The organism is Pseudomonas sp. NPDC096950, from assembly GCF_044762525.1.
Classification (GTDB): Bacteria; Pseudomonadota; Gammaproteobacteria; order Pseudomonadales; family Pseudomonadaceae; genus Aquipseudomonas.
In genome coordinates this window covers 235,076-257,877 of the sequence record NZ_JBIWEL010000001.1, presented here as the reverse complement: position 1 = coordinate 257,877, position 22,802 = coordinate 235,076, and the positions used below count along the sequence as shown (strand labels likewise).

At 61.4% G+C, this 22,802-nt stretch carries 23 protein-coding genes and 2 pseudogenes; 13 read left to right on the top strand and 12 right to left on the bottom strand.

The features are described from left to right. Positions 1–23: 23 nt before the first annotated feature. From ACIQY3_RS01275 to ACIQY3_RS01265, 3 genes and pseudogenes are all read left to right on the top strand, one after another. The gene (locus ACIQY3_RS01275; RefSeq protein WP_403016466.1) at positions 24–476 is read left to right on the top strand and encodes an Ohr family peroxiredoxin; all 453 of its coding nucleotides are present in this window, start codon (positions 24–26) and stop codon (positions 474–476) included. Positions 477–625: 149 nt separating this feature from the next. Further along, a complete protein-coding gene (locus tag ACIQY3_RS01270; protein WP_403016464.1) occupies positions 626–1,084 on the top strand; it encodes a MarR family winged helix-turn-helix transcriptional regulator in 459 nt (152 codons plus the stop codon). Then, positions 1,081–1,423: pseudogene (locus ACIQY3_RS01265) on the top strand (hypothetical protein). The gene ACIQY3_RS01270 and the pseudogene ACIQY3_RS01265 overlap by 4 nt, the downstream one beginning before the upstream one ends. Here the strand turns inward: ACIQY3_RS01265 and ACIQY3_RS01260 are convergent. Next, on the bottom strand, positions 1,393–2,292 hold the full coding sequence (locus tag ACIQY3_RS01260) for a LysR family transcriptional regulator (RefSeq protein ID WP_403016462.1): 900 nt from the start codon (positions 2,290–2,292) through the stop codon (positions 1,393–1,395). The pseudogene ACIQY3_RS01265 and the gene ACIQY3_RS01260 sit on opposite strands and share 31 nt — an antisense overlap. Before the next feature lie 105 nt (positions 2,293–2,397). Between ACIQY3_RS01260 and ACIQY3_RS01255 the strand changes: the two are divergent. Beyond that, positions 2,398–3,286 (top strand): annotated as a pseudogene (locus ACIQY3_RS01255) (pirin family protein). Positions 3,287–3,397: 111 nt separating this feature from the next. On the opposite strand, the gene ACIQY3_RS01250 reads toward ACIQY3_RS01255, so the two are convergent. The 4 genes from ACIQY3_RS01250 to ACIQY3_RS01235 form a co-directional block, all read right to left on the bottom strand. Continuing rightward, the gene (locus ACIQY3_RS01250) at positions 3,398–4,156 is read right to left on the bottom strand and encodes a DUF2063 domain-containing protein (RefSeq protein ID WP_403016460.1); all 759 of its coding nucleotides are present in this window, start codon (positions 4,154–4,156) and stop codon (positions 3,398–3,400) included. Next, the gene (locus ACIQY3_RS01245; RefSeq protein WP_403016458.1) at positions 4,149–4,988 is read right to left on the bottom strand and encodes a DUF692 domain-containing protein; all 840 of its coding nucleotides are present in this window, start codon (positions 4,986–4,988) and stop codon (positions 4,149–4,151) included. Before ACIQY3_RS01245 ends, ACIQY3_RS01250 begins: the two co-directional genes overlap by 8 nt. 62 nt (positions 4,989–5,050) lie before the next feature. After that, positions 5,051–5,269: a hypothetical protein gene (locus ACIQY3_RS01240; RefSeq protein ID WP_403016456.1), complete on the bottom strand. Its 219-nt coding sequence runs from the start codon at positions 5,267–5,269 to the stop codon at positions 5,051–5,053. A gap of 183 nt (positions 5,270–5,452) precedes the next feature. Beyond that, positions 5,453–6,787 (bottom strand): acetamidase/formamidase family protein, encoded by a 1,335-nt coding sequence (locus ACIQY3_RS01235; RefSeq protein ID WP_403016454.1) that lies wholly within the window; start codon positions 6,785–6,787, stop codon positions 5,453–5,455. A 484-nt stretch (positions 6,788–7,271) separates the two neighbouring features. Here ACIQY3_RS01235 and ACIQY3_RS01230 point away from each other — a divergent pair, with 484 nt between their 5' ends. Both ACIQY3_RS01230 and ACIQY3_RS01225 read left to right on the top strand, forming a co-directional pair. Then, a complete protein-coding gene (locus tag ACIQY3_RS01230) occupies positions 7,272–8,318 on the top strand; it encodes a class I SAM-dependent methyltransferase (protein ID WP_403016452.1) in 1,047 nt (348 codons plus the stop codon). A 241-nt stretch (positions 8,319–8,559) separates the two neighbouring features. Next, entirely contained in the window at positions 8,560–9,402 is an 843-nt protein-coding gene (locus ACIQY3_RS01225) for an NAD-dependent protein deacetylase (protein WP_403016450.1), read from the top strand. Between the two features lie 115 nt (positions 9,403–9,517). Here ACIQY3_RS01225 and ACIQY3_RS01220 read toward each other — a convergent pair whose 3' ends face one another. Then, entirely contained in the window at positions 9,518–10,420 is a 903-nt protein-coding gene (locus ACIQY3_RS01220; RefSeq protein WP_403016448.1) for a LysR substrate-binding domain-containing protein, read from the bottom strand. Between the two features lie 247 nt (positions 10,421–10,667). On the opposite strand from ACIQY3_RS01220, the gene ACIQY3_RS01215 reads away from it, so the two are divergent. The 3 genes from ACIQY3_RS01215 to ACIQY3_RS01205 are packed head-to-tail and all read left to right on the top strand — an operon-like array spanning position 10,668 to position 13,261. Next, a complete protein-coding gene (locus ACIQY3_RS01215) occupies positions 10,668–11,366 on the top strand; it encodes a CoA transferase subunit A (RefSeq protein ID WP_054051106.1) in 699 nt (232 codons plus the stop codon). A gap of 36 nt (positions 11,367–11,402) precedes the next feature. Then, positions 11,403–12,068 carry a CoA transferase subunit B gene (locus tag ACIQY3_RS01210; protein ID WP_054051104.1) on the top strand — a complete coding sequence of 222 codons (666 nt, stop codon included), beginning with the start codon at positions 11,403–11,405 and terminating at the stop codon, positions 12,066–12,068. An 11-nt stretch (positions 12,069–12,079) separates the two neighbouring features. Then, entirely contained in the window at positions 12,080–13,261 is a 1,182-nt protein-coding gene (locus ACIQY3_RS01205) for an acetyl-CoA C-acetyltransferase (RefSeq protein WP_403016445.1), read from the top strand. A 213-nt stretch (positions 13,262–13,474) separates the two neighbouring features. Here the strand turns inward: ACIQY3_RS01205 and ACIQY3_RS01200 are convergent, their stop codons facing one another. Continuing rightward, positions 13,475–14,077: an NADPH-dependent F420 reductase gene (locus tag ACIQY3_RS01200; RefSeq protein WP_403016443.1), complete on the bottom strand. Its 603-nt coding sequence runs from the start codon at positions 14,075–14,077 to the stop codon at positions 13,475–13,477. Between the two features lie 114 nt (positions 14,078–14,191). Here ACIQY3_RS01200 and ACIQY3_RS01195 point away from each other — a divergent pair, with 114 nt between their 5' ends. Next, positions 14,192–15,085 carry a LysR substrate-binding domain-containing protein gene (locus tag ACIQY3_RS01195; RefSeq protein WP_403016441.1) on the top strand — a complete coding sequence of 298 codons (894 nt, stop codon included), beginning with the start codon at positions 14,192–14,194 and terminating at the stop codon, positions 15,083–15,085. A gap of 139 nt (positions 15,086–15,224) precedes the next feature. Here ACIQY3_RS01195 and ACIQY3_RS01190 read toward each other — a convergent pair whose 3' ends face one another. Both ACIQY3_RS01190 and ACIQY3_RS01185 read right to left on the bottom strand, forming a co-directional pair. Then, the gene (locus ACIQY3_RS01190) at positions 15,225–16,547 is read right to left on the bottom strand and encodes an Nramp family divalent metal transporter (RefSeq protein WP_403016439.1); all 1,323 of its coding nucleotides are present in this window, start codon (positions 16,545–16,547) and stop codon (positions 15,225–15,227) included. Between the two features lie 57 nt (positions 16,548–16,604). Then, complete coding sequence (locus ACIQY3_RS01185) at positions 16,605–17,126, bottom strand: chalcone isomerase family protein (RefSeq protein WP_403016437.1); 522 nt, start codon at positions 17,124–17,126, stop codon at positions 16,605–16,607. Between the two features lie 168 nt (positions 17,127–17,294). On the opposite strand from ACIQY3_RS01185, the gene ACIQY3_RS01180 reads away from it, so the two are divergent. From ACIQY3_RS01180 to ACIQY3_RS01170, 3 genes are all read left to right on the top strand, one after another. Then, positions 17,295–18,080, top strand: coding sequence for a hypothetical protein (locus ACIQY3_RS01180; RefSeq protein WP_403016435.1), 786 nt, complete (start codon positions 17,295–17,297; stop codon positions 18,078–18,080). An 80-nt stretch (positions 18,081–18,160) separates the two neighbouring features. Next, entirely contained in the window at positions 18,161–18,832 is a 672-nt protein-coding gene (locus ACIQY3_RS01175; RefSeq protein WP_403016433.1) for a glutathione S-transferase family protein, read from the top strand. A gap of 210 nt (positions 18,833–19,042) precedes the next feature. Further along, positions 19,043–19,609, top strand: a complete 567-nt coding sequence (locus ACIQY3_RS01170) for a hypothetical protein (protein WP_403016431.1) — start codon at positions 19,043–19,045, stop codon at positions 19,607–19,609. Positions 19,610–19,613: 4 nt separating this feature from the next. On the opposite strand, the gene ACIQY3_RS01165 is transcribed toward ACIQY3_RS01170, so the two are convergent. The 3 genes from ACIQY3_RS01165 to ACIQY3_RS01155 all read right to left on the bottom strand — a co-directional run bounded on the left by ACIQY3_RS01165 (position 19,614) and on the right by ACIQY3_RS01155 (position 22,627). Next, positions 19,614–20,330 (bottom strand): alpha/beta hydrolase, encoded by a 717-nt coding sequence (locus tag ACIQY3_RS01165; RefSeq protein WP_403016429.1) that lies wholly within the window; start codon positions 20,328–20,330, stop codon positions 19,614–19,616. A 198-nt stretch (positions 20,331–20,528) separates the two neighbouring features. After that, positions 20,529–21,641: a M14 family metallopeptidase gene (locus ACIQY3_RS01160; protein ID WP_403016427.1), complete on the bottom strand. Its 1,113-nt coding sequence runs from the start codon at positions 21,639–21,641 to the stop codon at positions 20,529–20,531. A gap of 203 nt (positions 21,642–21,844) precedes the next feature. After that, entirely contained in the window at positions 21,845–22,627 is a 783-nt protein-coding gene (locus ACIQY3_RS01155) for an ABC transporter substrate-binding protein (RefSeq protein ID WP_403016425.1), read from the bottom strand. Positions 22,628–22,802: the final 175 nt, after the last annotated feature.

Below are 22,802 nucleotides of genomic sequence, written 5' to 3'. Positions count from 1 at the left end.
CGACAAGACAATGAGAACCGATCATGAGCAAGATTGAAAAAGTACTGGCCACCGGCAAAACCCACACCACCATCAGCAGCACTGGCACCACATCCCGCGGGCATAACGGCAGCGTCGACATCCAGCTCTCGTCGCCCGGCAGTGCGAAGCCAGCCCACGTGTTTGCAGGTACCCAACCACACCCGGCCGCCGAGCAACTGTTCGCCGGTGCCTGGTCGGCCTGCTACACCGCAGCTGTTGGTTTGGTGGCCGGTGAAATGAACGTGGTGTTGCCGTCGGACTTCTCCGTGGATATCGAAGTCGATCTGGGCCAGACCGGTCCGGCCTACTTCCTCCAGGCGCGATTGACACTGCGAGTGCCAGGCCTGGCGCCTGATGTGGCCACGACCCTGGCGCACACCGCCGACCAGATCTGCCCGTACTCGAAAGCAACGCGCGGCAATATCGACGTGGCTCTGAACGTTCTCACGGCGTAACACCCCGTGTGGCCGGTTCGACGCTGCCCTGCTCGTCGAACCGACCGCCCACCATCGGAGGCCGCGCTAATTTTGAGCATTTCCGACACCATCGCACACGATGTATATTTCACGCATTCACGCCATAAAACTGGCCAAAGAGGATGCCCATGGAACCCACCGACACATTTAACCCCGCCGACCTGAAGCTCTCCGACTTCCTGTGTTTCGCGGTCTATTCCACCAACCTGGCCTTCGGCAAAGCCTACAAACCGGTGCTCGAACGCGTCGGGCTGACCTACACGCAATACATCACCATTGTTGCGCTGTGGGAGGCAGACAATCAGACCGTGGGCAGCCTCGGCGAAAAACTGTTCCTGGAATCGAACACCCTCACACCGATCCTGAAAAAACTGGAAGCCATGGGCTATGTCCAGCGCCAACGGGATCCCGAAGACGAGCGCCAAGTGCGGATCAACCTGACCCAGGCTGGTCGCGACTTGCGCAAGGACCAACCGCAACTGGGCGCCGATACCACGGGCCTGACCCAGGACGAGTTCACGCAATTGCAGAAAGCGATCGTGCGGTTGCGCAGTAACGTCATCAAGTCGACGAAAGACGGGGAATGAACGCACACCGCCCTGCCCTGACCGCTCGCGAGGTGTGTCAGTTATTGCGCGATGCTGCGCTGGGCGTTCGCCCCTTTACGACGCCTCGGTCCGCCCGGCGCGTCCGAGCATGTAAAGATCGATATCGAGGGCTGGCGCCTGACCCTCGACCTTGACGGGCAACACCTGCGTCACTGCCAAAGTTGTCAGAGCCCGGAAGGCCGCGAGGGTGTTTTCGACAGTTGGCAACGCTACGGCACCGATCCGGTGAGTTTGCTCAGTACTTGGGAATTGGCCCAGATTGAGCGTTTGCTGAGCACCGGATCCGGTCAGGTGGATGACGCGTCCGACTCCAGGTGACAGACGATCTGCTCGACGAAACGACTGACCGCCAGCGGCACCTGCCGACGACTCGGATAGACGATGTTCAAGCCATTCTTGAAACGCCCATTGTCCGGAAGTATCTGAATCAAGCGCCCGGTTTTCAGGCTTTCGCGCAAAAACGGCAGCGGCAGCAGGCAAATGCCCAACCCCGCCAAAGCAGCCTTCAATTGTGCTTGCGCGGTGTTGGCGCAGAACCGCCCCGAAACTTCGACACTGACGGTGCCCTGTGGCCCGTCGAGGTTCCACACGGTGCTTGTGGCGGGCCTTACCGGGCGAATGCATTCGTGGGTCGATAGCGCATCGATCGTCTGCGGAACGCCATGGGCTTGCAGGTAATCCGGGCTGGCCGCCAACACCTGAAACACCGTGCTGATCCTGCGCGCCACCAGGCTTGAATCCGGCAATTCACCGCCTCGGAACGCGACGTCGATACCTTTGTCGATCAAGTCGTCCCGGCCATCACTGAGAAGAAAATCCAGCTGCACGCCGGGGTACTGCCGCAAGAATTCGGCGACCCAGTCCATCGGATACACATCGAAAAAATCCGCCGGCGCGGACACCCGCACCGCACCGCTCGGCTCCTGGCTTTCCCCGGCCAGGTGACGGGCCGCGTCGATCAACTCATTGACCTGGGCGGCGCTGCGATCGTGCAAGGAACGACCGGCGTCGGTCAGCACCAATTTGCGCGTGGAGCGCTGCAACAACCGCACCCCCAAGTGCTGTTCCAATTGGCCCACGCGGCGGCTCAAGGTATTGGCCGGCATCCCCAGGCGCCGCGCCGCCCCGGCAAAACTGCCGGCCTGCACCACCTGGACAAACATCGCGACTTCATTGAGATCCAGCACGGCATTACTTCCAAAAATGGACGGGTTCAAGCCAATCATAGCCACTTATCAACGCATTACGCGCTGGATACCCTTGGCTTCTCTTTCAACGTCCGAGACATGAAGATGAATTCCCTCAGCGCTCGCCTGCACGATAACGCCCGTCGCATCAGCCACAGCACCCGCGGTCATGGCCACGGCCCTATCGTGCGGCTCATGAGCCCTTCGGATTTCGGGCAGTTGCTCAAACCGTTCGTGTTCCTGGACCTGTTCGAAACCGATCTGCGGCTATTTGGGAGCATGCCGCTGCATCCCCATTCCGGGATTGCCACCATTACCGTTATCACCGAAGGCAATCTGCGGTTCGACGATCCGGATTCCGGCACCGGGCTGATCGGCTATGGCGGCGTGGAATGGATGCGTGCCGGCGCGGGCGTGTGGCACGGCAAAGAGTTGTCGGCCGGCACGTCGTCGCGGGTCCAGGGATTTCAGCTGTGGATCGCGCTGCCCGCCGAGCTTGAGTTGGCGCCCGTGGACAGCCAATACCTGGAAGCGGATGCAATGCCCCACGCCGGACCGGCCCGGGTCATTCTCGGTGAGTATCAGGGTGCCCGCAGCCCGGTGCGCGCGCCGTCAGGGATCACCTATTTATTGGTCACCCTGGCTGCCGGTCAACGCTGGGAATACCAGCCACCCGCCGGCCACGAAGTGCTGTGGTTGAGCGTCAGTCGTGGCACGCTGCACTCGCCGGAGCCCATGCTGGAAGGTGAACTGGTGGCTTTCGAGCCTGGCAACGGGGCGTTGACGCTTGAGGCCGGGGATCAAGGCGATGCGGTTTTTTGTGCTCGGTTCGGCGGTGCTTCATCCTCATGAGCTGAAAATGGGCAGCTATTCCGTGCACACCAGTGTGCAAGCGTTGAACACCGGGGAAGCCAATATTCAGCGGTTGGGCGAAAGGCTCAGAGCGCAGCCGTCGCCAGAGTCTGGAACACGTTCGACCCCAATCTACAAATAACCACCCCCTGTAGGAGCGAGGCTTGCCCGCGAAGGCGTCGTATCAGTCGATATCAATGTTGAATGAAAGGACGCCTTCGCGGGCAAGCCTCGCTCCCACAAGGGATTGCATTCAGGCCACAACACCGAGCACGCCTTGCCCATGCATCTGTTGCAACAGCGCCAGGCCGTTGTCCATGAACTCGCTCGACCCGGCAGCCCCCGCTTCCACCGCCAGCCCTTGCAGTTGCGCACGTCCGTCGAGTTCGGGAAATTCGCCAATCCGCTGCAACAGACGCCACGCCAACGGGCTTAATTCGGAGAACTTCACGCTCCAGTCCGCCGTCCGCCGAACCAGCAGCAATGTCGGCTGATCCGGCACCGTTTCCGGCCGATAATCCGGCCCCACCAATTGCACCGGCCAGCCATACGCCAACGGCCAGGCCAATGGCGAAAGCTGCAACGGGCGCTCCAGCAGCAACCCGGCATCACTCGCTGGCAATGGCTCGTCATCCGACTGTTGCAACGCCATCTCGACCCATTCGTAATGCGCCAGTTCGACCATGAACGGCGGCCATTCCCTTTCGCTCAACCCTTGGGGCTCAGTCGCCAGAAACTCGACAAACTCCCTGGCGATCTCACCAAATTTCGGCGTATGGGCGCGGTAGTCTCGCAGGAAGATCCGCATCAGCGAGCGCCAGTGTTCATCCCCGAGAACCTTCACCAGCACCGGGAACGTGCCGCTGAGCAACAACGACAGATTGTTGAACACCAGATCGCGATAAACCTGGACCCGCGCGGCGTCCATTTCGGTTGGCGGCGCGCAATGCTCGGGGTCTCGCAGGTAACGGGTCAGGGCATCCTGTTGTTGATGCAACGAAGGCTTATCCACGCATCACCTCCGCGCCTTGCAAACGGCGAATGGTCTGCAACTCGGCGACCAGTTCTGAAAACGCCGGGAAGTTGAAGTCCCGTTCCAGCAGCGTCGGTTGCGCGCCGAACCGCGCGTAAGCCTCGGCCAGCAGCTTCCAGACCACCGGTTTCACCGAGGCGCCGTGGGTGTCGATTTTCAACGTGTCGGACTCATCGAAATGCCCCGCCACGTGCATCGCGACCACACGCCCGGCATCGATCCCGGACAGGAAAACCTGCGGATCAAAACCGTGATTGATCGAATTCACATACACGTTGTTGACGTCCAGCAACAGGTCGCAATCGGCTTCCCGCAGCACGGCATTGGTGAACGTCAGTTCGTCCATGTCTTGCCGGGGCGCGGCGTAATAAGAGACGTTTTCCACCGCCAGGCGCCGACCGAGAATGTCCTGGGACTGACGAATCCGCGCGGCCACGTGATGCACCGCTTCTTCAGTAAACGGCAACGGCAGCAGGTCATAGAGATGACCGTCATCGCTGCAGTAACTCAGGTGCTCGCTGTACAGCGGCACGTTGTAGTGATCGAGGAAAACCCGTACTTCCTGCAGAAACCCGACATCCAGCGGCGCCGCCCCGCCCAGCGACAACGACAAACCGTGGCAGGACAACGGATAGCGCTCGGCCAAGGCCCGCAACGCCGCGCCATGGGCGCCGCCAATGCCGATCCAGTTTTCCGGGGCGACTTCCAGGAAGTCGAAACTACCCACCGGAGCAGCCTGGAGGTCTTTCATCAAACCGCGACGCAGGCCCAGGCCGACGCTGGCTTTGGTGGAGGAAGTGGAGGTCTGCATGATATCGATCTCGTCCGGGTTCAAATGAGCGGGAGCACCTGGGGCGCCCCCACCAGGCGGTCTCAGGATGCTTCGGCGGCGCTGCCGCACTTGCCTTCGCCACACTTGCCTTCAGCGGTCTCTTTCGCGCTCTCTTTCGCTACATCAGCAGAAGCCTGAGCCTGGCTGTAACCCGACGCCAGGTCGGTCATGGTCAGCGCGGAGGCGGCGGTGGACAGGCCCAGGCCGCCGACCAGGGCCAGACCGATTGCCAGGGACGAAACTTTAGTGAAATTGAACATGGGTGAGACTCCTGCAATAGATAAACGATGAACCGGTCTCCAGCACTGAGGGGCTCTGTGCTGGCCGGTGAGTCCATTTAAACGAAGAGATGTATCGGCTCTGTGTGCGGTTTCGCTGGAAATGCCAGCGGATGTGTCGTCGGCGGGTCTGTACACACTTCGGTACAAACCCGCCGGTTGGCGTTACGGCAAGTCGTACTTTTCCCGCACCAGATGACCGATGCCGATGCGATCCAACACCGGCATCGGGCACAGGAAGGTCACGCGCACGGTACCCGGCAAGCGGCTGATGTCGATCGAACCGGTGATGGTCGCGCGGTTGAGCACTTCGTCATAAGGCAACCCGGTGACGGCGGCGGCCCGTTGCAAGCCGTTCTCCACCGCCAGGTTGAGGTTTTCGCCGCTGCCGATAAACGTGATCGGCCCACTCTGCTCGATTTCGTGCTGGCCCCAACGGGCGCCCAGCTCCCGGACTTTTTGCTGCTGCGCGGCAGTCATCGGCCGGGCCATGGGCGGCAGGTCATCAAGGTTCTGCAACAGGATCGGCCCCTCTAAACGCAGGTGTTTGATGACGTGCACCTGCACTTCGGTTTCACCGGAGCAATCGGAGGCATGCCCGGCGATCTCGCCGTTGCCCTGCTGGGCGTGCATGTCGCCCATATACACCCCGGCGCCCGGCACTTTCACCGGGCAAATCAGCACACAACCTTCGCGAATCGAATTGGTGTCCATGTGCCCGTCGGTCTTGGCCGCGTGCAGTTCTTCGCGGCTCATGCCGTAGCGGTGCGGCGCGTCGATCAGGTACTGGCCGAAATCGGCGCAATTATGCGAATCGGGCAGGTCCCGGGATGGCGTGGTGCCGATGTTGCCGAGAAACGGACGCATGTGTGCGGCAACGCCGGGCATGTCGGCACGGGCCAGGGACAGGATCGAATGCTGCGCAGCGAACTCCGGCAGCGCCGCCATTTCGGAGGCATTGCCGGCCAGTTGATTGGCGATGTCCTGATTCACAGTCAGGCTGACCTGATGCTGCGCGTCGAACACGATCACATAGCCGTGGCTGAAGCGAAACGCGCTGACCTCGGCGCCGCAGTTGTTGCAGCGGATCGCGTCCTCACCGATGCCTTCGACATGGCTGGCCGGGTGTTCGGTGCCGCACTTGCCGCAGAATTTAGAGACGAACGGATCGCCGTGATAGCGCCCTTCCACGAAGCTCATCACCCCGGACGAGGTGGCCAGGGAGGTGACGCGCATGCTGTTGATCTTGATCGCCACCGCATCACCGATCTCGGCGCCGGCAATCGCCACCGGTTGCGTGACTTCATGGCCGCCCTGGAAGGCCGGCGTAATCATCGGCCCCCAACAGCCCGGCGGCGTGCCGGTGACCAGGGTGCCACCGTCGGCCAGTGGCCCGAGCATCGGCTGGCTCGGGCCGATAATGCCGTTGGTGTAGTGGTCGACGCGCAGCCGATCCACGGTTGCCGGTTGCAGATCGGATTCAGGCAGGAGCGTTTTCATGGAAGGTCCCTTCACAGTCAGGTGCGAATGGCCGCCTGCTATGGGCGACCCTTGGAATGCCATGGGCGGGCCCTTTTCCAGGGCCGCCGACGGTCTTCACAGTTCATCGCAGGTTTGTATCTGGTCTGTGTTTGGCAGGGTTGGGTGTTGGTGGACTCTGTATCAGGCGGGGCACTGGATACACAGTGATACACAACTCAAACCCCTGTGGGAGCGGGCTTGCTCGCGAAAGCGGTAGGCCAGTCAACATTGATGTTGGATGTGCCGACCTCTTCGCGAGCAAGCCCGCTCCCACAGAGGGTTTTGTTTCGGCCAGGGGAATGTAGCTTTCGTCGCCCGGCGCAGCAGCGCCCATACCCCGGACTAAACTTAACGCACGCAGGACGGGGTCATCGTCCTGTTCATTCCCACGACCACCGCCCAGGGGCGCACGCCTCGACAAGCAAGGCCTCTGGACCGTGATCCTGCAATAGGAGCACACGTGATGGACGAGGCCAGACTTAACGATTTCATGGGCAAACTGGTCAACGACATGGGCGGCGCGGCGATGCTGGCCAATGTCATTCTCGGCGAAGAACTCGGCCTGTACCGGGTCATGGCCGACAGCCAGCCAATCACCCCCGAAGCACTCGCCGACAAGACCGGTTGTCACCCTCGCCTGGTGCGCGAATGGCTCAGCGCCCATGCCGCGTCCGGTTACATGGAACACCAGGACGGCCAGTTCCACCTGCCCGAAGAACAAGCCCTGGCCTTGGCGGTCGAGGATTCGCCGGTGTACATCGCCGGAGGTATCGGGGTGGTCGCGTCATTTTTCCATGACAAGGACAAACTGGTCAGCGCCTTTCGCGGCAACGGCGCCTTGCCCTGGGGCGAGCACCATCCGTGCATGTTCAGCGGCACGGAACGCTTCTTCCGCCCCGGCTACAAGGCGCACCTGATCGCCGAATGGCTGCCGGCCCTGGAGGGTGTGGTCGCCAAACTCGAGGCCGGGGCCAAGGTCGCGGACATCGGCTGTGGGCATGGCGCGTCTACCGTGATCATGGCCCAGGCGTTCCCGGATTCGCGGTTCGTCGGCTTCGACTATCACGCGCCTTCGGTCACCGTCGCCACCCAACGCGCCGAGGCCGGTGGCGTGTCTGGCCGGGCGCGATTCTTCCAGGGCACGGCGAAAAGTTATCCGGGCACCGACTATGACCTGGTTTGCTATTTCGATTGCCTGCACGACATGGGCGACCCGGTGGGCGCTGCGCGGCACGCCTACGACTCGCTGAAACCGGACGGCTCGGTGCTGTTGGTGGAGCCTTATGCCAATGATTCCCTCGACGACAACATCACTCCCGTAGGACGACTGTTCTACGCGGCCTCGACGTTTATCTGCACGCCAAACTCGCTGTCCCAGGAAGTCGGCCTCGGGCTCGGCGCCCAGGCCGGCGAGGCGCGGTTGCGCAAGGTGTTTACCGAGGCCGGGTTCAAGCATTTCCGCCGGGCGACGGAAACGCCGTTCAACCTGATTCTTGAAGCCCGTAAATAAGCACCTGAAACGAGGTGAACAGACTTTGTAGCAGCTGGCGAAGCCTGCGTCCGGCTGCGCAGCCGTCGTGAAATCAGCTGACGCGGTTTATCAGAAGGACCGCATGCTCAGGTTTTACGACTGCTGCGCAGCCGGACGCAGGCTCCGCCAGCTGCTACAGGTTGCGTTATTTGTGAGCGCCGCGTTGTGATCGGCAAATGCTACCCTTGCAAACACTCAAGGCCCCTCCGGAGTGTTGAACATGCTCGACCGCCCGATCCGCGAACAACTCGACCGACTTCAGCAGTTGATGGCCGACCAGCCGTTCGCAGTACTGACCGGCGCCGGGATCAGCACACCGTCGGGCATTCCGGACTACCGCGACAACCAGGGTGTACGCCGGGGCCGGCAGCCGATGATGTACCAGGAGTTTCTCGCCGCCCCCGAATCGCGGCGCCGTTACTGGGCGCGGGCGATGCTCGGTTGGCCGCGGGTACGCCTGGCCAGTCCGAATGCGGCCCATGAGGCGCTGGCCAGTTTGCAGAGTTCGCGGCAGATCGGCGGGCTGATCACCCAGAACGTCGACACCTTGCACGACCAGGCCGGCAGCCATGACGTGATCGAACTCCACGGCAGCCTGCACCGGGTGCTGTGCCTGGACTGCGGCCAGCGCAGCGAGCGCGATGCCATTCAACAACTGATGGAAGCGCAAAACCCCTACCTGGCCGGAGTCGATGCGGTGCAAGCGCCGGATGCCGATACCTTGCTCGATCCGGCGTTTGAGGCGCGCTTCCAAGTGCCGCACTGCCCCCATTGCGGCGAACAGCGGATGAAGCCGGACGTGGTGTTTTTTGGCGAAAACGTCGCGCAGGTAACGGCGGCCAAGGCCATGGCGGCGGTTGAGAAAGCGGCGGGGTTGCTGGTGGTGGGGTCGTCGTTGATGGCGTATTCGGCATTTCGGCTGTGCCGGGCGGTGGTGGATCAAGGGAAACCGTTGATTGCGATCAACCTGGGCAAGACCCGGGCGGATGAGATTCTGGAGATGAAGATTGAGGCGTCTTGCGAGCAATTATTGCCCCTGCTGACACAGCGCCTCTCCCACTGAAAACGCTGGCCCATTGTGGGAGCGGGCTTGCTCGCGAAGGCGGTGGGTCAGTCAATATGGATGTCGACTGACACGCCGCCTTCGCGAGCAAGCCCGCTCCCACAGGGGACTGTGTTCATTGGGTAGACAGGCGCTGACCCAGGTCGGCCTCCTTGAAAATATCAAACAACGCCTGCGCCGCCGCCGACAGTTCATGCCCCGGTTTAGTCAGTACACCAATCGCCCGCTCCACCACCGGATCGCGCAAGGTGATGCAGTGCGCCCCCAGTTCCTGCATTTGCCTGACGCACAGCGCCGGTACCGCGCTTACGCCCAACCCGCTCGCGACCATCCGCCCGACCGTCGCCAGTTGATGGCTTTCAAACTCCACCGGCAGTTTCATACCCCGGGCCTGCAAGTGTTCTTCGAGCATCACCCGCACCGTGGAGGGCCGTTGCAAGGTGATGAACGGTTCCTTCAATAACGTCTGCCAGTCGATATCGTCCAGTGCCGCCAGCGCCGAATCATGGGGCACCACCGCGACAAACCGGTCGATGTACAACGGCGTAAACTCCAGCGAGGTGCTGTGGGCCGGTTCAAACGAGACGCCGAGTTCAACCTGGCGATCGCGGACCATTTCCAGCACCTGCTCGTTGATCACGTCGTTCACCGTGACGTTGACCTTTGGGTAACGCGCGCGGAACGTCTTGAGGATCGGCGGCAACAGGTTGCCGGCAAACGACGGCATCGCCGCCACCGTCACGCGCCCGCGCTGCAAGGTGAAGCGCTGACGCAGTTCGTCTTCGGCATTGTCCCAGTCGGCGATCAGCCGACGGGCCAGCGGCACCAGGGATTCACCCTCGGGGGTCAGCGCCACGTTGCGCGTGTTGCGGCTGAACAGGCGCCCACCGAGGCCTTCTTCGAGGGCCTTGATGGTCAGGCTCAGCGCCGATTGCGACAGGTGCAAGCGCTCGCAGGCCACGGCGAAACTCAGGCTCTGGGCCACGGCCAGGAAGGCGCGGATCTGCTTGACGGTCATCTCGCTTCGCTCCAGTTGCGTAGGAGTTGCCGCAGGCTGCGATCTTTTGATCTTGATTTTCAGCGGTTTTCAGATCACTAAAGAGCAAGATCAAAAGATCGCAGCCTTCGGCAGTTCCTACAGGGTTGATTGGTGAGTTTTATCTATCAATCAACCTTAAAAATCAACTTAACAAATGAATACGCCAGCGCGACACTCACTTCCACTACGGCTAGCCAGCCGCCCACAAAGAATAAAAGAGGTGCATATGGCAGGTTTCGACAAGCGCGTGAGTTCCTACGAGGAAGCCCTTGCAGGTCTTGAAGACGGCATGACCGTGATCGCCGGCGGCTTCGGCCTGTGTGGGATCCCGGAAAACCTCATCGCCGAGATCAAGCGCAAAGGCACCCGTGACCTCACGGTGGTTTCCAACAACTGCGGCGTCGACGGTTTCGGCCTCGGCGTGCTGCTGGTAGACCGGCAGATTCGCAAAGTGGTGGCGTCCTACGTCGGCGAGAACAAACTGTTCGAAGACCAACTGCTGAAAGGCGAAATCGAAGTCGTTTTGACCCCCCAAGGCACCCTCGCCGAAAAAATGCGCGCGGGCGGCGCCGGCATCCCGGCGTTCTTCACCGCCACCGGCGTCGGCACTCCAGTCGCCGAAGGCAAGGAAGTGCGTGAGTTCCATGGTCGCAAGTACCTGATGGAAGAATCCATCACCGGCGACTTCGCCATCGTCAAAGGCTGGAAAGCCGACCATTTCGGCAACGTCATCTATCGCCACACCGCCCAGAACTTCAACCCGCTGGCCGCCACTGCCGGCAAGATCACCGTGGTCGAAGTCGAAGAAATCGTCGAACCCGGCGAGCTGGACCCGGCGCAGATCCACACCCCTGGCATCTACGTCGATCGGGTCATTTGCGGCACGTTCGAGAAGCGCATCGAACAGCGCACCGTGCGTAAGTGATCCCCTGCCCCCGGACCGAATGAAGGAATAACAACAATGGCACTTTCCCGCGAACAAATGGCTCAACGCGTCGCCCGCGAAATGCAGGACGGCTTCTACGTGAACCTGGGCATCGGCATCCCGACCCTGGTCGCCAACTACATTCCCGAAGGCATGGAAGTCATGCTGCAGTCGGAAAACGGCCTGCTCGGCATGGGTCCTTTTCCTACTGAAGAAACCATCGATGCCGACATGATCAACGCCGGCAAGCAAACCGTGACCGCGCGGATCGGCGCGTCGATCTTTTCCTCGGCCGAATCCTTCGCGATGATTCGCGGTGGCCACGTCGACCTGACCGTACTGGGCGCCTTCGAAGTCGACGTCGAAGGCAACATCGCTTCGTGGATGATCCCGGGCAAACTGGTCAAGGGCATGGGCGGCGCCATGGATCTGGTGGCTGGCGCAGACAACATCATCGTGATCATGACCCACGCGTCCAAGGACGGTGAGTCCAAGCTCCTGTCCAAATGCAGCCTGCCGCTGACCGGCGCCGGGTGCATCAAGCGTGTGTTGACCGACCTAGCCTACCTCGAAATCGAAAACGGCGCGTTCATTCTCAAGGAACGCGCGCCGGGTGTCAGTGTTGAAGAGATCGTCGCCAAGACCGCCGGTAAACTGATCGTGCCGGATCACGTTCCGGAAATGCAGTTCGCTGCCCAGTGAGGAATCATTCCATGCAAGACGTCGTTATTGTTGCCGCCACCCGTACCGCCATCGGCAGTTTCCAGGGTGCATTGGCCGGTGTATCCGCCGTTGACCTGGGCGCTGCGGTGATCCGTCAGTTGCTGGCGCAAACCGGGCTCGACCCGGCGCAAGTCGATGAAGTGATTATGGGCCAGGTGCTCACCGCCGGCGCCGGGCAAAACCCTGCGCGCCAGTCGGCGATCAAGGCTGGCCTGCCGTTCAGCGTGCCGGCCATGACCTTGAACAAGGTTTGCGGTTCGGGCCTGAAAGCCCTGCACCTGGCGACCCAGGCAATTCGCTGCGGCGATGCCGAGGTGATCATTGCCGGCGGCCAGGAAAACATGAGCCTGTCCAACTACGTGATGCCGGGCGCGCGCACCGGTCTGCGCATGGGTCACGCGCAAATCGTCGACACCATGATCAGCGATGGCCTGTGGGATGCGTTCAACGATTACCACATGGGCATCACCGCCGAGAACCTGGCGGAGAAGTACAGCCTGACCCGCGAGCAACAGGACGCGTTCGCCGCGGCCTCTCAGCAAAAAGCCTCGGCGGCCATTGAAGCCGGGCGTTTTGTCGATGAAATCACGCCGATCCTGATCCCGCAGCGCAAGGGCGATCCGCTGTCCTTCGCGACTGACGAACAGCCACGGGCCGGCACTACCGCTGAAGCCCTGGGCAAACTGAAACCGGCCTTCAAGAAGGACGGTTCGGTGACTGCCGGCAACGCCTCTTCGCTGAACGACGGTGCTGCCGCCGTGATCCTGATGAGCGCCGAAAAAGCCAAGGCCCTGGGCCTGCCGGTCCTGGCGAAAATCGCTGCCTATGCCAATGCGGGCGTTGACCCGGCGATCATGGGTATCGGCCCGGTGTCGGCGACTCGCCGCTGCCTGAGCAAGGCCGGCTGGTCCATCGACCAACTGGACCTGATCGAAGCCAACGAGGCCTTCGCCGCGCAATCCCTGGCAGTGGCCAAGGACCTGGAATGGGACCTGGACAAGGTCAACGTCAACGGCGGCGCCATCGCCCTTGGCCACCCGATCGGTGCCTCGGGTTGCCGCGTGTTGGTGACCTTGCTCCACGAAATGATCAAGCGCGACGCCAAAAAAGGCCTCGCCACCCTGTGCATCGGTGGTGGCCAAGGCGTGGCACTGGCGATCGAACGAGCTTAAAGCGTTCCCGATCGTTCCCACGCTCCGCGTGGGAATGCCTCTAGGGACGCTCCGCGTCCAGTGACGCGGAGCGTCACGGGCTGCATTCCCACGCAGAGCGCGGGAACGATCTACGAGTTCAACAGACAGCGCGGGGACCCACGAATAGCCGTTCGCTGTCTGGCAAAACACCCGGTGCGACTCACGTCACACCGGGTTCTTTTTGCCTGGCTCTCAGCCGAATTTCACCAGATTCAGAATCGGCAACGGCCCACCCGGGAACTGTGCCAAGCGCGCTCCGACGCTCAGATCTCCGAGATCAATCCCGCAGAATCCCAATTGTTCGATCAGCGCACTTACCTGCCCTTTCGCCTCAACATCGTCCCCAGAAAGAAACAGCACCCGCTTGCCCCCTTCCGCCGCCGGATCGCTCTCCAGCAACCGCGCCGCCAAGTGATTAAACGCCTTCACCAGCCGCGCCCCCGGCACCCATTCCGCGAACACTTCGCTGGACGTGCGCCCCTGCAAATCCACAGCCTTGAACGCGGGCGCCTCGATCGAGTTGTTGGCATCGATAACGATCCGCCCGCCAAAGTCCGGCAGCCCTGCCAGTGCCGTCGGCAGTTTCGACCAGTTGACCGCGACCAGCACAATCTCTTGCGCCGCCGCTTCTTCACGGGTGCCGGCACGGGCGGTGGGCCCGAGTTCCTGGACCAGCGTTGCGAGGGATTGCGGCCCACGGCTGTTGGCGATGACCAATTCAATCCCTTTTCGGGACAGGGCCCGGGCAAAGGCTGAGCCGATGGCGCCAGCGCCGATGATTCCGATGGTGCTCATGTTGATTCACTCCGATTCAGGTTGTCGTTGGGGTGAATACTGCACTTGCCATTAGCACTTGATTAGTCGGTAATGACTTGAATGATCTTCAAGCATTGCTAACAGGTGCCCGCCATGGAAACCCTCGCCAACCTCGAATCCTTTGTGCGCAGCGCCGAAACCGGCAGCTTTTCCGCCGCCGCGCGCTTGCTGGCGCTGACACCCGCCGCAGTCAGTCGCAATGTGGCGATTCTGGAGCGCAACATCGGTGTGCGGCTGTTCCAGCGCTCGACCCGCAAGCTGTCCCTGACCGAAGCCGGGGAAGGTTTTCTGGCGAGCATCGGCGGCAATCTGGAGGCGTTGCAGGCGGCGATCAGTGCCGTGAGCAGTGATCGCGGCGAGCCGGCGGGCGTACTTAAAGTCAGCCTGGCGCCGACCTTTGGCATCGGCCATGTGTTGCCGCTGCTGCCGGCGTTTCTGGCGCGTTATCCGTTGATCCGGCCGGAATGGCATTTCGAGAATCGTCAGGTGGACTTGATTGCCGAAGGCTATGACGCGGCCATCGGTGGCGGTTTTGAACTGACGTCGGGAGTCATCTCGCGACGATTGGCGGCGGCAGATATCGTCGCCGTGGCCTCACCGGCTTATCTGACCGGACGCACCCTGCCCGCCACTCCGGCGGACTTGCTCGGCCACACTGGCATCGTGATGCGCGGCATTCGCACCGGGCGGATTCGTCAGTGGGTGATGCGCGATGCTGCGGGCCAGGAAGCGAGCGCCACTCTGAACGAAAACATCGTGCTCAACGACCCGGCTGCCATGCGCGAGGCCGCGCTGCTCGGACTGGGAGTGACGCTGCTGGTGTTGCCGGATGTGGTCACGCAGATCCAGCGCGGCGAACTGGTGCGCCTGCTGCCGGACTGGCACGCGGATGCGGGGCCGATCTCGCTGTACTACCCGAGCCGCACGCTGATGCCGGCCAAGACCCGGGTGTTTATTGATTTTGTGATGGAGGCGTTTGGCGGGTGACCGCGTTATCGTTCTTCGCGAGCAAGCCCGCTCCCACAGGGGGGCCTGCAGTGAACTCAATATCTGTATACAACCCAATTCCCCTGTGGGAGCGGGCTTGCTCGCGAAGAGGCCAGCCCAGCCAACACACCTCCAGGGCTCAAACCACCAGTTGCAATATCAACCACGCATTCGCCGAACTGATCACCCCGAACAAACCCCACGCCAACACCCGCGTCGGCAGCCGGTTCACAAACGGCCCCATGAGTTTTTGATCGTTGGTCATGCTGATCAACGGGTACAGCGCAAACGGCAACTGCAAGCTCAACACCACCTGACTCATCACCAGAAACTTGCCAATCGCGTTATCGCCCATCAGCCACACGCCGATGAACGCCGGGATCAGCGCCAGTCCACGGGTAATCAAGCGCCGTTGATAGCAAGGAATCCGCAGGTTCAGGTAACCCTCCATGATCACTTGCCCGGCGATGGTCCCGGTAAAGGTCGAACTCTGCCCCGAAGCCAGCAGCGCGACGCCAAACAGCACACTGGCCAAGGCCCCACCCACCAGCGGATCGAGCAAATGATAGGCGTCCTGGATATCTACCACGTCGCTATGCCCGGTTGTGTGGAACGCAGCCGCTGCCAGAATCAGGATCGCCGCGTTGACCAGCAACGCCAGGGCCAGGGAGCCGATGGTGTCGATGCGCGCCAGTTTGACCGCGTCCTGCTTGCTGGCCAGGTCCTTGCCAATTATTCGGGTCTGCACGATCGAGGTGTGTAAGTACAGGTTATGCGGCATCACCGTGGCCCCGAGGATACCAATGGCGATGTACAGCGGCGCTGCATCGCCGATGGCGGACAGTGACGGCGTGAAGCCACGGGCGACGTCCGGCCAGTAAGGTTTGATCAGCAGTAACTCAACGAAGAAACACGCGCCGATGGTGCCGACCAGCACCAGCATGATCGCCTCAAGACGACGGAAACCACGGTTCTGCAAGGCCAGCACCAGCAACGTGTCGAACGCGGTCAGGGCAATGCCGAAGGTCAGCGAACAACCCAGCAGCAAATGGAACGCCAGGGCGCAACCGAGCACTTCGGCAAGGTCAGTGGCGATGATCGAGATTTCCGCCAGCACCCATTGTGTTCGCGCGGTACGGGTGCTGTAGCGTTCCCGGGACAGTTGCGCCAGGTCACGTCCGGTGGCGATGCCCAGCCGCGAACACAGGCACTGCACCACCATGCCCGCCAGGCTCGCCAGCAGCACCACGAACAACAGGCTGTAGCCAAACCGCGAACCGGCCTCGATGGCCGTGGCCCAGTTGCCCGGGTCCATGTAACCGATCGACACCAGCAAACCGGGGCCGGCAAAACGCAGCAGGCGCTTGAAGAACGTCGCACTCGGGTCAACGGCAACACTGCCGGCCACTTCCGGCGGGCAAAACGGCGCCGTGGCGACTTTGGGCAAAAAGCTGAATTTCACGCAAACATCCGTCGACAGGTGGAAAGGCGCAGCTTAGACGGTTCAAGCGTCCCCAGGCTACCGGCCGCCCAACAACTGCTGGCGCAACTCGGGATTACGGGTGCGTGGATCGAGCCAGATGTCGAAAAACGCCCGGGCGAATTGCGGGTCTTTCACTTCATGTTGCAGCTGCTGACCGACAAAAAAACGCGCACCCTGCCCCGGCAAATACACGCCGGTGATGCGCGTGCCAGACTGCACATCGACGAACGACTGTTGCATTTGCGTCTGCCACCCGGCCAGTTGCCCGGCGCTGACCGAGGCGCCGGACAGGCGCTTGATTTCATCGACGCTGGCCTGCACCAGATCGTCCCGGGAAATGCTGCGCTGGTAGATCAGCTCGAGGGCAAACGGCTGATCCGGCGCCAGTGGCCGCGCCGCGCTCCAGAGCCGGGCGTTGTAGACATCGAAGCCAAATACCTTGAATTCACCGGCACCAATGACCTGCGCACCGGGCACTGTCTCCTGCCAACTGGCCAGCGCCTGCGAGCCGAGCAAGACCAGCACCCAGAGACTGTGTCGAAGACGTGATCTGTTCATGGTCGCTCGATTTGCGCTGGAAACCCTCCCTAAAACTTATACGCAAAACAACGATGCGTACAATTTTTGCGGAGGTTGATTTTTTGTATACAAGTTTCAGCCATCCCTAGAGCAATCCACCGCCCGCAATGCTAACGTTGCCGCCTCACACAGATCGGAGGTGTTTGCGTGCTGATGCTCAAATTGCTGGTGATTCCCGGGTTCCTGCTGCTGATTTCCCTCGCGGGTAAACGCTGGGGGCCGAGCGTGGCCGGTTGGCTGTCGGGGTTGCCGGTGGTGGTCGGGCCGATTCCGTTTTTCCTCGCGATCGAGCAAGGCCAGGTATTCGCCGCCCAAGCCGCGACCGCCGCCCTGTCTGCGATGTTCGCGATGATTGCCTTCTGCGTGACTTACGCCCAAGTGGCGCAACGGGCCGCTTGGCCGTGGGCGCTGGCGGTTTCGCTGTTGGTGTGGGCCGCGACGGCGGTGGTGTTGTCGGTGATTCCGCCGTCGCTGACGTTCTCGGTGATCGCCGCCGCCACTGCCCTGCTGGCCGCGCCTTACTTGTTCCCGTCGGTACAGCCACTTGTGTCCGGCCCCAAGCCCAAGTCCGACAAACTGCTGCTGCGTATGGTCGCCGGTGCGCTGCTGACCTTGGCCGTCACCCTGCTGGCCAGCACCGTGGGCGGACGCTGGAGCGGCTTGCTCGCGGTGTTCCCAGTGTTGGGCAGCGTGATGGCGGTGTTCTCCCAGCAAACCCGTGGCCCGGCATTCACCGCCGCGTTGTTGCGCGCCACCGCCACCGGCATGTATTCGTTCGCGGCATTCTGCCTGGTGCTGGCGCTGACCTTGCCCAGCCTGGGAATGACTGCGTTCGCCCTCGGCGTGGCGGTGTCCGTGGGCATGCTCGGGGTGACCCGGCGCTTGCTGGCGAAACCGGCGCCTGCGACTCGTTCGATCACTTCGAACGAGTAGACCAATAACCTCGTACGTCAATCGAACAGGTTTCGCTCACCATCAGCCTCAGTTCAAACCCACTGACTGAGGCCTTCCCCATGAAATTCTTTTTCCACCCTTCACCGAACCCGATGAAAGTCGCCCTGCTGCTTGAAGAACTGCAAACGCCCTACGAGTTGAACGGCGTCGATACCTTCAAAGGCGAGCAACACTTGCCAGCATTCCTGGCGATCAACCCGAACGCCAAGGTTCCGGCCCTGGTGGACGGTGATGCCACGGTGTTCGACTCCCAGGCGATCCTGCTGTACCTGGCGCAAAAACATCAGCGTTTCCTGCCGACCACCGTTGCCGGTCAGGCTGAGTTGCTGTCCTGGCTGATGTTCATCGCCACCGGTCTGTCGCCGTTCTCCGGCCAAGCCGTGCACTTCCTGCACCATGCGCCGGAAGACCTGGCCTACGCGAAGAACCGTTACTTGAAAGAAGTCGAACGCCATTACCGCGTGCTCGACCAGCGCCTGGCCGAGCATCACTACCTGGCCGGCGACACCTACAGCATCGCCGACATGGCGCTGTGGGGCTGGGCCAACTACGCGCCGTACATCCTCGGCGAGAATGGTCTGGCGGCGTACCCGAACGTCAAGCGCCTGTTCGACGAAATCAGCGCCCGCCCGGCGGCCCAGCGTGCCCAGGGTTTGAAGGAGAAATTGGTGCTCAAGGCTGAATTCGACGAAGAAACCCGGCGCAACCTGTTTCCGCAGAATCAGGCCTGACCAGACACACCACCATCCCCTGTGGGAGCGAGCCTGCTCGCGAAGGCGGCGTAACAGTCAACATCAATATTGACTGTAATGTCCTCTTCGCGAGCAAGCCCGCTCCCACAGGTTTTGCATTTCGTCAGGCCCGCCGTCGAACCGGGCTGGATGCCATTCGACCTCCATGGGATGATCGCCCCCTAGCGCGATCATCCCCGGAGAGTTTCAATGTCATTGTTCAGTAAAAAAGCCGTTGTCCTGTTGCTGACGGCGGTTGCCAGCCTGGGGGCGTTGAATGCTTACGCCGCCAAAGCCAAGACCAGCGACGGCGCGCCGATCAAAGTCTCGATGCTCAGCGGCAAGTTCACCTTCACCTTGCCCAAGGGCTTCGTCGCCAACCCGCTGCCGCCCGGCGCAACCGGGGCGACCGGCACCATGTACGCCAACGAGACCACCAAAACCGTGGTGATCGCCGCTGAAAACAACCTGGCGCCGGGCGTCAACGTCAAAGACAATGACGGTGAATTCCTCGACAGCACCGCCGCCGACTTCGACGTGGCCGAACACAAGAATCTGCCGGACTTCACCAAGCTCAGCGAGAAAAGCCTGACCATGAAAGGCACCGGCCTGGGCTTGCGCCAGGTGGACAGCACCGCCACCCAGGGCGGCGGCAAGACCCTCAATACCACGCTGATGGCCGGCTCCGGCAACCGGATGGCGGTGATTCAGGTCATCTCGCGCCCGAGCGACAAGGCTGGCCACGACACGCTGGTCAAACAGATCACGGGCAAGTAAACGCTCAGGGATTAAGCCGCTGAAGCCAGGCGTTCAAATCCTGGATCTCGGCGGCACTGATGCTGTGACCCAGGCCTTCGTAGGTATGAAACTCAGGCTTGAGTGAGAGTTTCTGCAACAGGCTGTTGGCCGCCGTGCCATCGACTACCGGCAAGCGTTTGTCCTCGGTGCCATGCCCGATGAAAATCGCCAGCGACTGGCGTTTTTCATCCGGTTTCAGTTCGGCTTTGAGCACCGGCAGAATCCGCCCGCTCAATGCGGCAATCCCGCCCACCGCTTCGGGGTGACGCAACGCCACCTCGTAAGTCATGATCGCGCCCTGACTGAACCCCACCAGGAACACCTTGCTGGCGTCGGTGTGATATTTCTTCGCCGCTTGTGCGATGAAATCCAGCAACACCTTGCCGCTGGTCTTCAGATCATCGGTTTCACCGTTGTAGGCGCCTTCGCCTTTCTTGCGAAACCACTGGTAACTGTCCGCATCCAACGCCACCGGCGCCTGCACCGACAGGTAGTTGTATTGCGCCGGCAAATCGTCCTTGATACCGAACAGGTCCCGCTCGTTACTGCCGTAACCGTGGAGGAAAATCACCAGCGGCTGGTTGTGGGAATCGGGGTTGGCCTGCTCCAGGTATTTGAGCGGCAGATCGGTGAGTAGCGGGGTTTGAGCATGGACCGTGGCGGACGCCAGGAGCATGAACAGTGCGAAAAACTTCAGCATAAACCTTCCTTCACAGGGGGCAGGATTCGGGGGATACCCTAACACCCCGGAGATTTTTGGTGTGGCGGATGCTGCCTTCGCGAGCAGGCCCGCTCCCACAATTGTTTGAGGTGTACCCAAATCCTGTATTCACCACAAATCCACTGTGGGAGCGGGCTTGCCCGCGAAGAGGCCCTGACAGGCAACAAAGAGCTCGGATCAATCGTTGGTCAACTTCCCAACCCGAAACGGCACCCGCCCCGCGACCTTCGCCTGCCACGTCCCCGGCTGGGTATAGCGCCCACGATCAATCGCAAACAGCACGCCACTGGTCCCGGCCCGCACGGTCGTCACCCGGTCATTCAACGGATCGACCACTTCAAACAGCGCATCGCCCTGCTCCACCCATTCGCCCGCCTCGCGCAGGAAGCTGACCACGCCGTGGTGCGGGGCGAACAGGTATTCGGTGCCGGCGAACGGCATGCCTTCGCAGCACTCACTCGGCGCCGCCGGCCAGGTGCCGCTGATAAAACCCTGTTCAGCGAGAAAGCCCAGGATCGCCTCGCAATTGGCCTGGGCCTGATCGACCCGGGTGTCGCCCATGCTGCCCAGTTCAACGGTCGTGGCGAGGTTCGCCGGCGGAATCGCCGCCTCCGGGAAGGCCCGTGCCAGGCGCAACCACGGCGTCGAGCAGGACTCATCGAACGAGCTGCCGCCGGAATCTTCGCAGAGCAACGCCACGCCCGCCTTCAGGCGCGCTGCCAGGGATTGCCACTGCGGCCAGTGTTGCGGCAAGGCATACACATGAATCGCCGCGTCGAAATCGCAATGCAAATCCAGAGTGATGTCGGCTTCGCAGGCGTGGCGCAACAGCAAGCGGTGCATGGCTTCCAGTTGCGAAGCCGGGGCCGGCAGACCGTCGAGCACCTGGCCCATGGTCTGGCGAATCAGCGCGATGTTAGCTTCGGCATCGTCGCCCAACTGGCCCCCGATCAATGCGGCCACCGGCTCACTCAGTTCGACGAACGCGCGGTTGAAGTTCTTGCCGCTGCCCAGCTCGAAACGCCCCATGTGCGCGCCTTGCAGGTGCTGATCCAGACCGATCGGGTTGGCCACCGGCACCAGTTCGATAATGCCCTGCAATTGGCCCTGGGTTTCCAGTTCGGCCAAGCGCTTTTTCAGCTCCCAGGCCGTGCGCATGCCCGGCAATTCGTCGGCGTGCAGGCTGGCCTGGATGTACACCTTGCGAGGGCCCGCGCCATAACGAAACACACTGAGGGTGCGCTCGGTGCCGAGGTGACTCCAGGGCAGTGGGTGGTCGATGCGTTGCATGAGAACTCCGATAGTCGGAACAATGAGATCCCCCTGTGGGAGCGGGCTTGCTCGCGAAAGCGGTGTGTCAGGCGATATCAATGCTGACTGACACGGCCCCTTCGCGAGCAAGCCCGCTCCCACAGGGATCAGGCGTTCAAAAAGGATGACATAAAAAAAAATGGCCACCGCGTCAACGGTAGCCACTTTTTCACACGGCTGGATTACTCGGCGCCGTACACATCAAAGTTGAAGTACTTGTCCTGCACTTGCTTGTACTTGCCGTTGGCGCGGATCTCGGTGATGGCGGTGCTGAATTGGTCTGCCAGCTCCTTGTCACCCTTGCGCACGGCGATACCGGCGCCGCCGCCGAAGTACTTGGCGTCTTCGTAGGTCGGGCCGACGAAGGCGAAACCTTTACCGGCGTCGGTTTTCAGGAAACCGTCGTCCAGGTTGACCGAGTCGGCCAGCATCGCGTCGAGGCGGCCGGAGACCATGTCCAGGTTGGCTTCCTGCTGGGAACCGTAACGCACCAGGATAATCCCGGCCGGTTGCAGCACTTCAGTGGCGAAGCGGTCGTGGGTACTGGCGCGCAGTACACCGACTTTCTTGCCCTTGAGTTCGGTCAGCGGATCCTTGACGTCGGTGCCTTCCTTCATCACGAAGCGCGCCGGGGTGTGGTAGTACTTGATGGTGAAATCGACGTTTTTCTTGCGGTCGTCAGTGATGGTCATGGACGACAGGATCGCGTCGATTTTCTTCACTTTCAGGGCCGGGATCAGGCCGTCGAACTCTTGCTCGACCCACACGCACTTCACTTTCATCTGCTCGCACAGTGCGTCGCCGATGTCCACGTCGAAACCGGTGAGTTTGCCGTCAGGGGTTTTCATCGAGAATGGCGGGTAACCGGCTTCGATACCGATGCGGATCGGCTTGGCGTCTTCGGCCACGGCGGTCAGGGACAACATCGACAGTGCCAGGGCACCGAACATCACTAGCTTCTTCATTTATAACTCCTGTGTGCGGAGGCTTTTATTGGCAGCTTTCGATTGGCAGTTTCGGCGGTACTCTTTGTTGGGAGAACCCCGAAGTGGCCGGCAGTCTAGAGCGGCTACAGGAGGGCGAATTATGTTTAAGCGACAAATACTTATAAAAAAGCAACTGACCGATTGGACTGTTTAT

Bases quoted from the DNA above. Each gene is read 5' to 3' on its own strand.
- ACIQY3_RS01275 (WP_403016466.1), top strand. From the start codon at position 24: ATGAGCAAGATTGAAAAAGTACTGGCCACCGGCAAAACCCACACCACC.
- ACIQY3_RS01270 (WP_403016464.1), top strand. From the start codon at position 626: ATGGAACCCACCGACACATTTAACCCCGCCGACCTGAAGCTCTCCGAC.
- ACIQY3_RS01245 (WP_403016458.1), bottom strand. From the start codon at position 4,988: ATGCAGACCTCCACTTCCTCCACCAAAGCCAGCGTCGGCCTGGGCCTG.
- ACIQY3_RS01240 (WP_403016456.1), bottom strand. From the start codon at position 5,269: ATGTTCAATTTCACTAAAGTTTCGTCCCTGGCAATCGGTCTGGCCCTG.
- ACIQY3_RS01235 (WP_403016454.1), bottom strand. From the start codon at position 6,787: ATGAAAACGCTCCTGCCTGAATCCGATCTGCAACCGGCAACCGTGGAT.
- ACIQY3_RS01230 (WP_403016452.1), top strand. From the start codon at position 7,272: ATGGACGAGGCCAGACTTAACGATTTCATGGGCAAACTGGTCAACGAC.
- ACIQY3_RS01225 (WP_403016450.1), top strand. From the start codon at position 8,560: ATGCTCGACCGCCCGATCCGCGAACAACTCGACCGACTTCAGCAGTTG.
- ACIQY3_RS01220 (WP_403016448.1), bottom strand. From the start codon at position 10,420: ATGACCGTCAAGCAGATCCGCGCCTTCCTGGCCGTGGCCCAGAGCCTG.
- ACIQY3_RS01215 (WP_054051106.1), top strand. From the start codon at position 10,668: ATGGCAGGTTTCGACAAGCGCGTGAGTTCCTACGAGGAAGCCCTTGCA.
- ACIQY3_RS01210 (WP_054051104.1), top strand. From the start codon at position 11,403: ATGGCACTTTCCCGCGAACAAATGGCTCAACGCGTCGCCCGCGAAATG.
- ACIQY3_RS01205 (WP_403016445.1), top strand. From the start codon at position 12,080: ATGCAAGACGTCGTTATTGTTGCCGCCACCCGTACCGCCATCGGCAGT.
- ACIQY3_RS01200 (WP_403016443.1), bottom strand. From the start codon at position 14,077: ATGAGCACCATCGGAATCATCGGCGCTGGCGCCATCGGCTCAGCCTTT.
- ACIQY3_RS01195 (WP_403016441.1), top strand. From the start codon at position 14,192: ATGGAAACCCTCGCCAACCTCGAATCCTTTGTGCGCAGCGCCGAAACC.
- ACIQY3_RS01185 (WP_403016437.1), bottom strand. From the start codon at position 17,126: ATGAACAGATCACGTCTTCGACACAGTCTCTGGGTGCTGGTCTTGCTC.
- ACIQY3_RS01175 (WP_403016433.1), top strand. From the start codon at position 18,161: ATGAAATTCTTTTTCCACCCTTCACCGAACCCGATGAAAGTCGCCCTG.
- ACIQY3_RS01170 (WP_403016431.1), top strand. From the start codon at position 19,043: ATGTCATTGTTCAGTAAAAAAGCCGTTGTCCTGTTGCTGACGGCGGTT.
- ACIQY3_RS01165 (WP_403016429.1), bottom strand. From the start codon at position 20,330: ATGCTGAAGTTTTTCGCACTGTTCATGCTCCTGGCGTCCGCCACGGTC.
- ACIQY3_RS01160 (WP_403016427.1), bottom strand. From the start codon at position 21,641: ATGCAACGCATCGACCACCCACTGCCCTGGAGTCACCTCGGCACCGAG.
- ACIQY3_RS01155 (WP_403016425.1), bottom strand. From the start codon at position 22,627: ATGAAGAAGCTAGTGATGTTCGGTGCCCTGGCACTGTCGATGTTGTCC.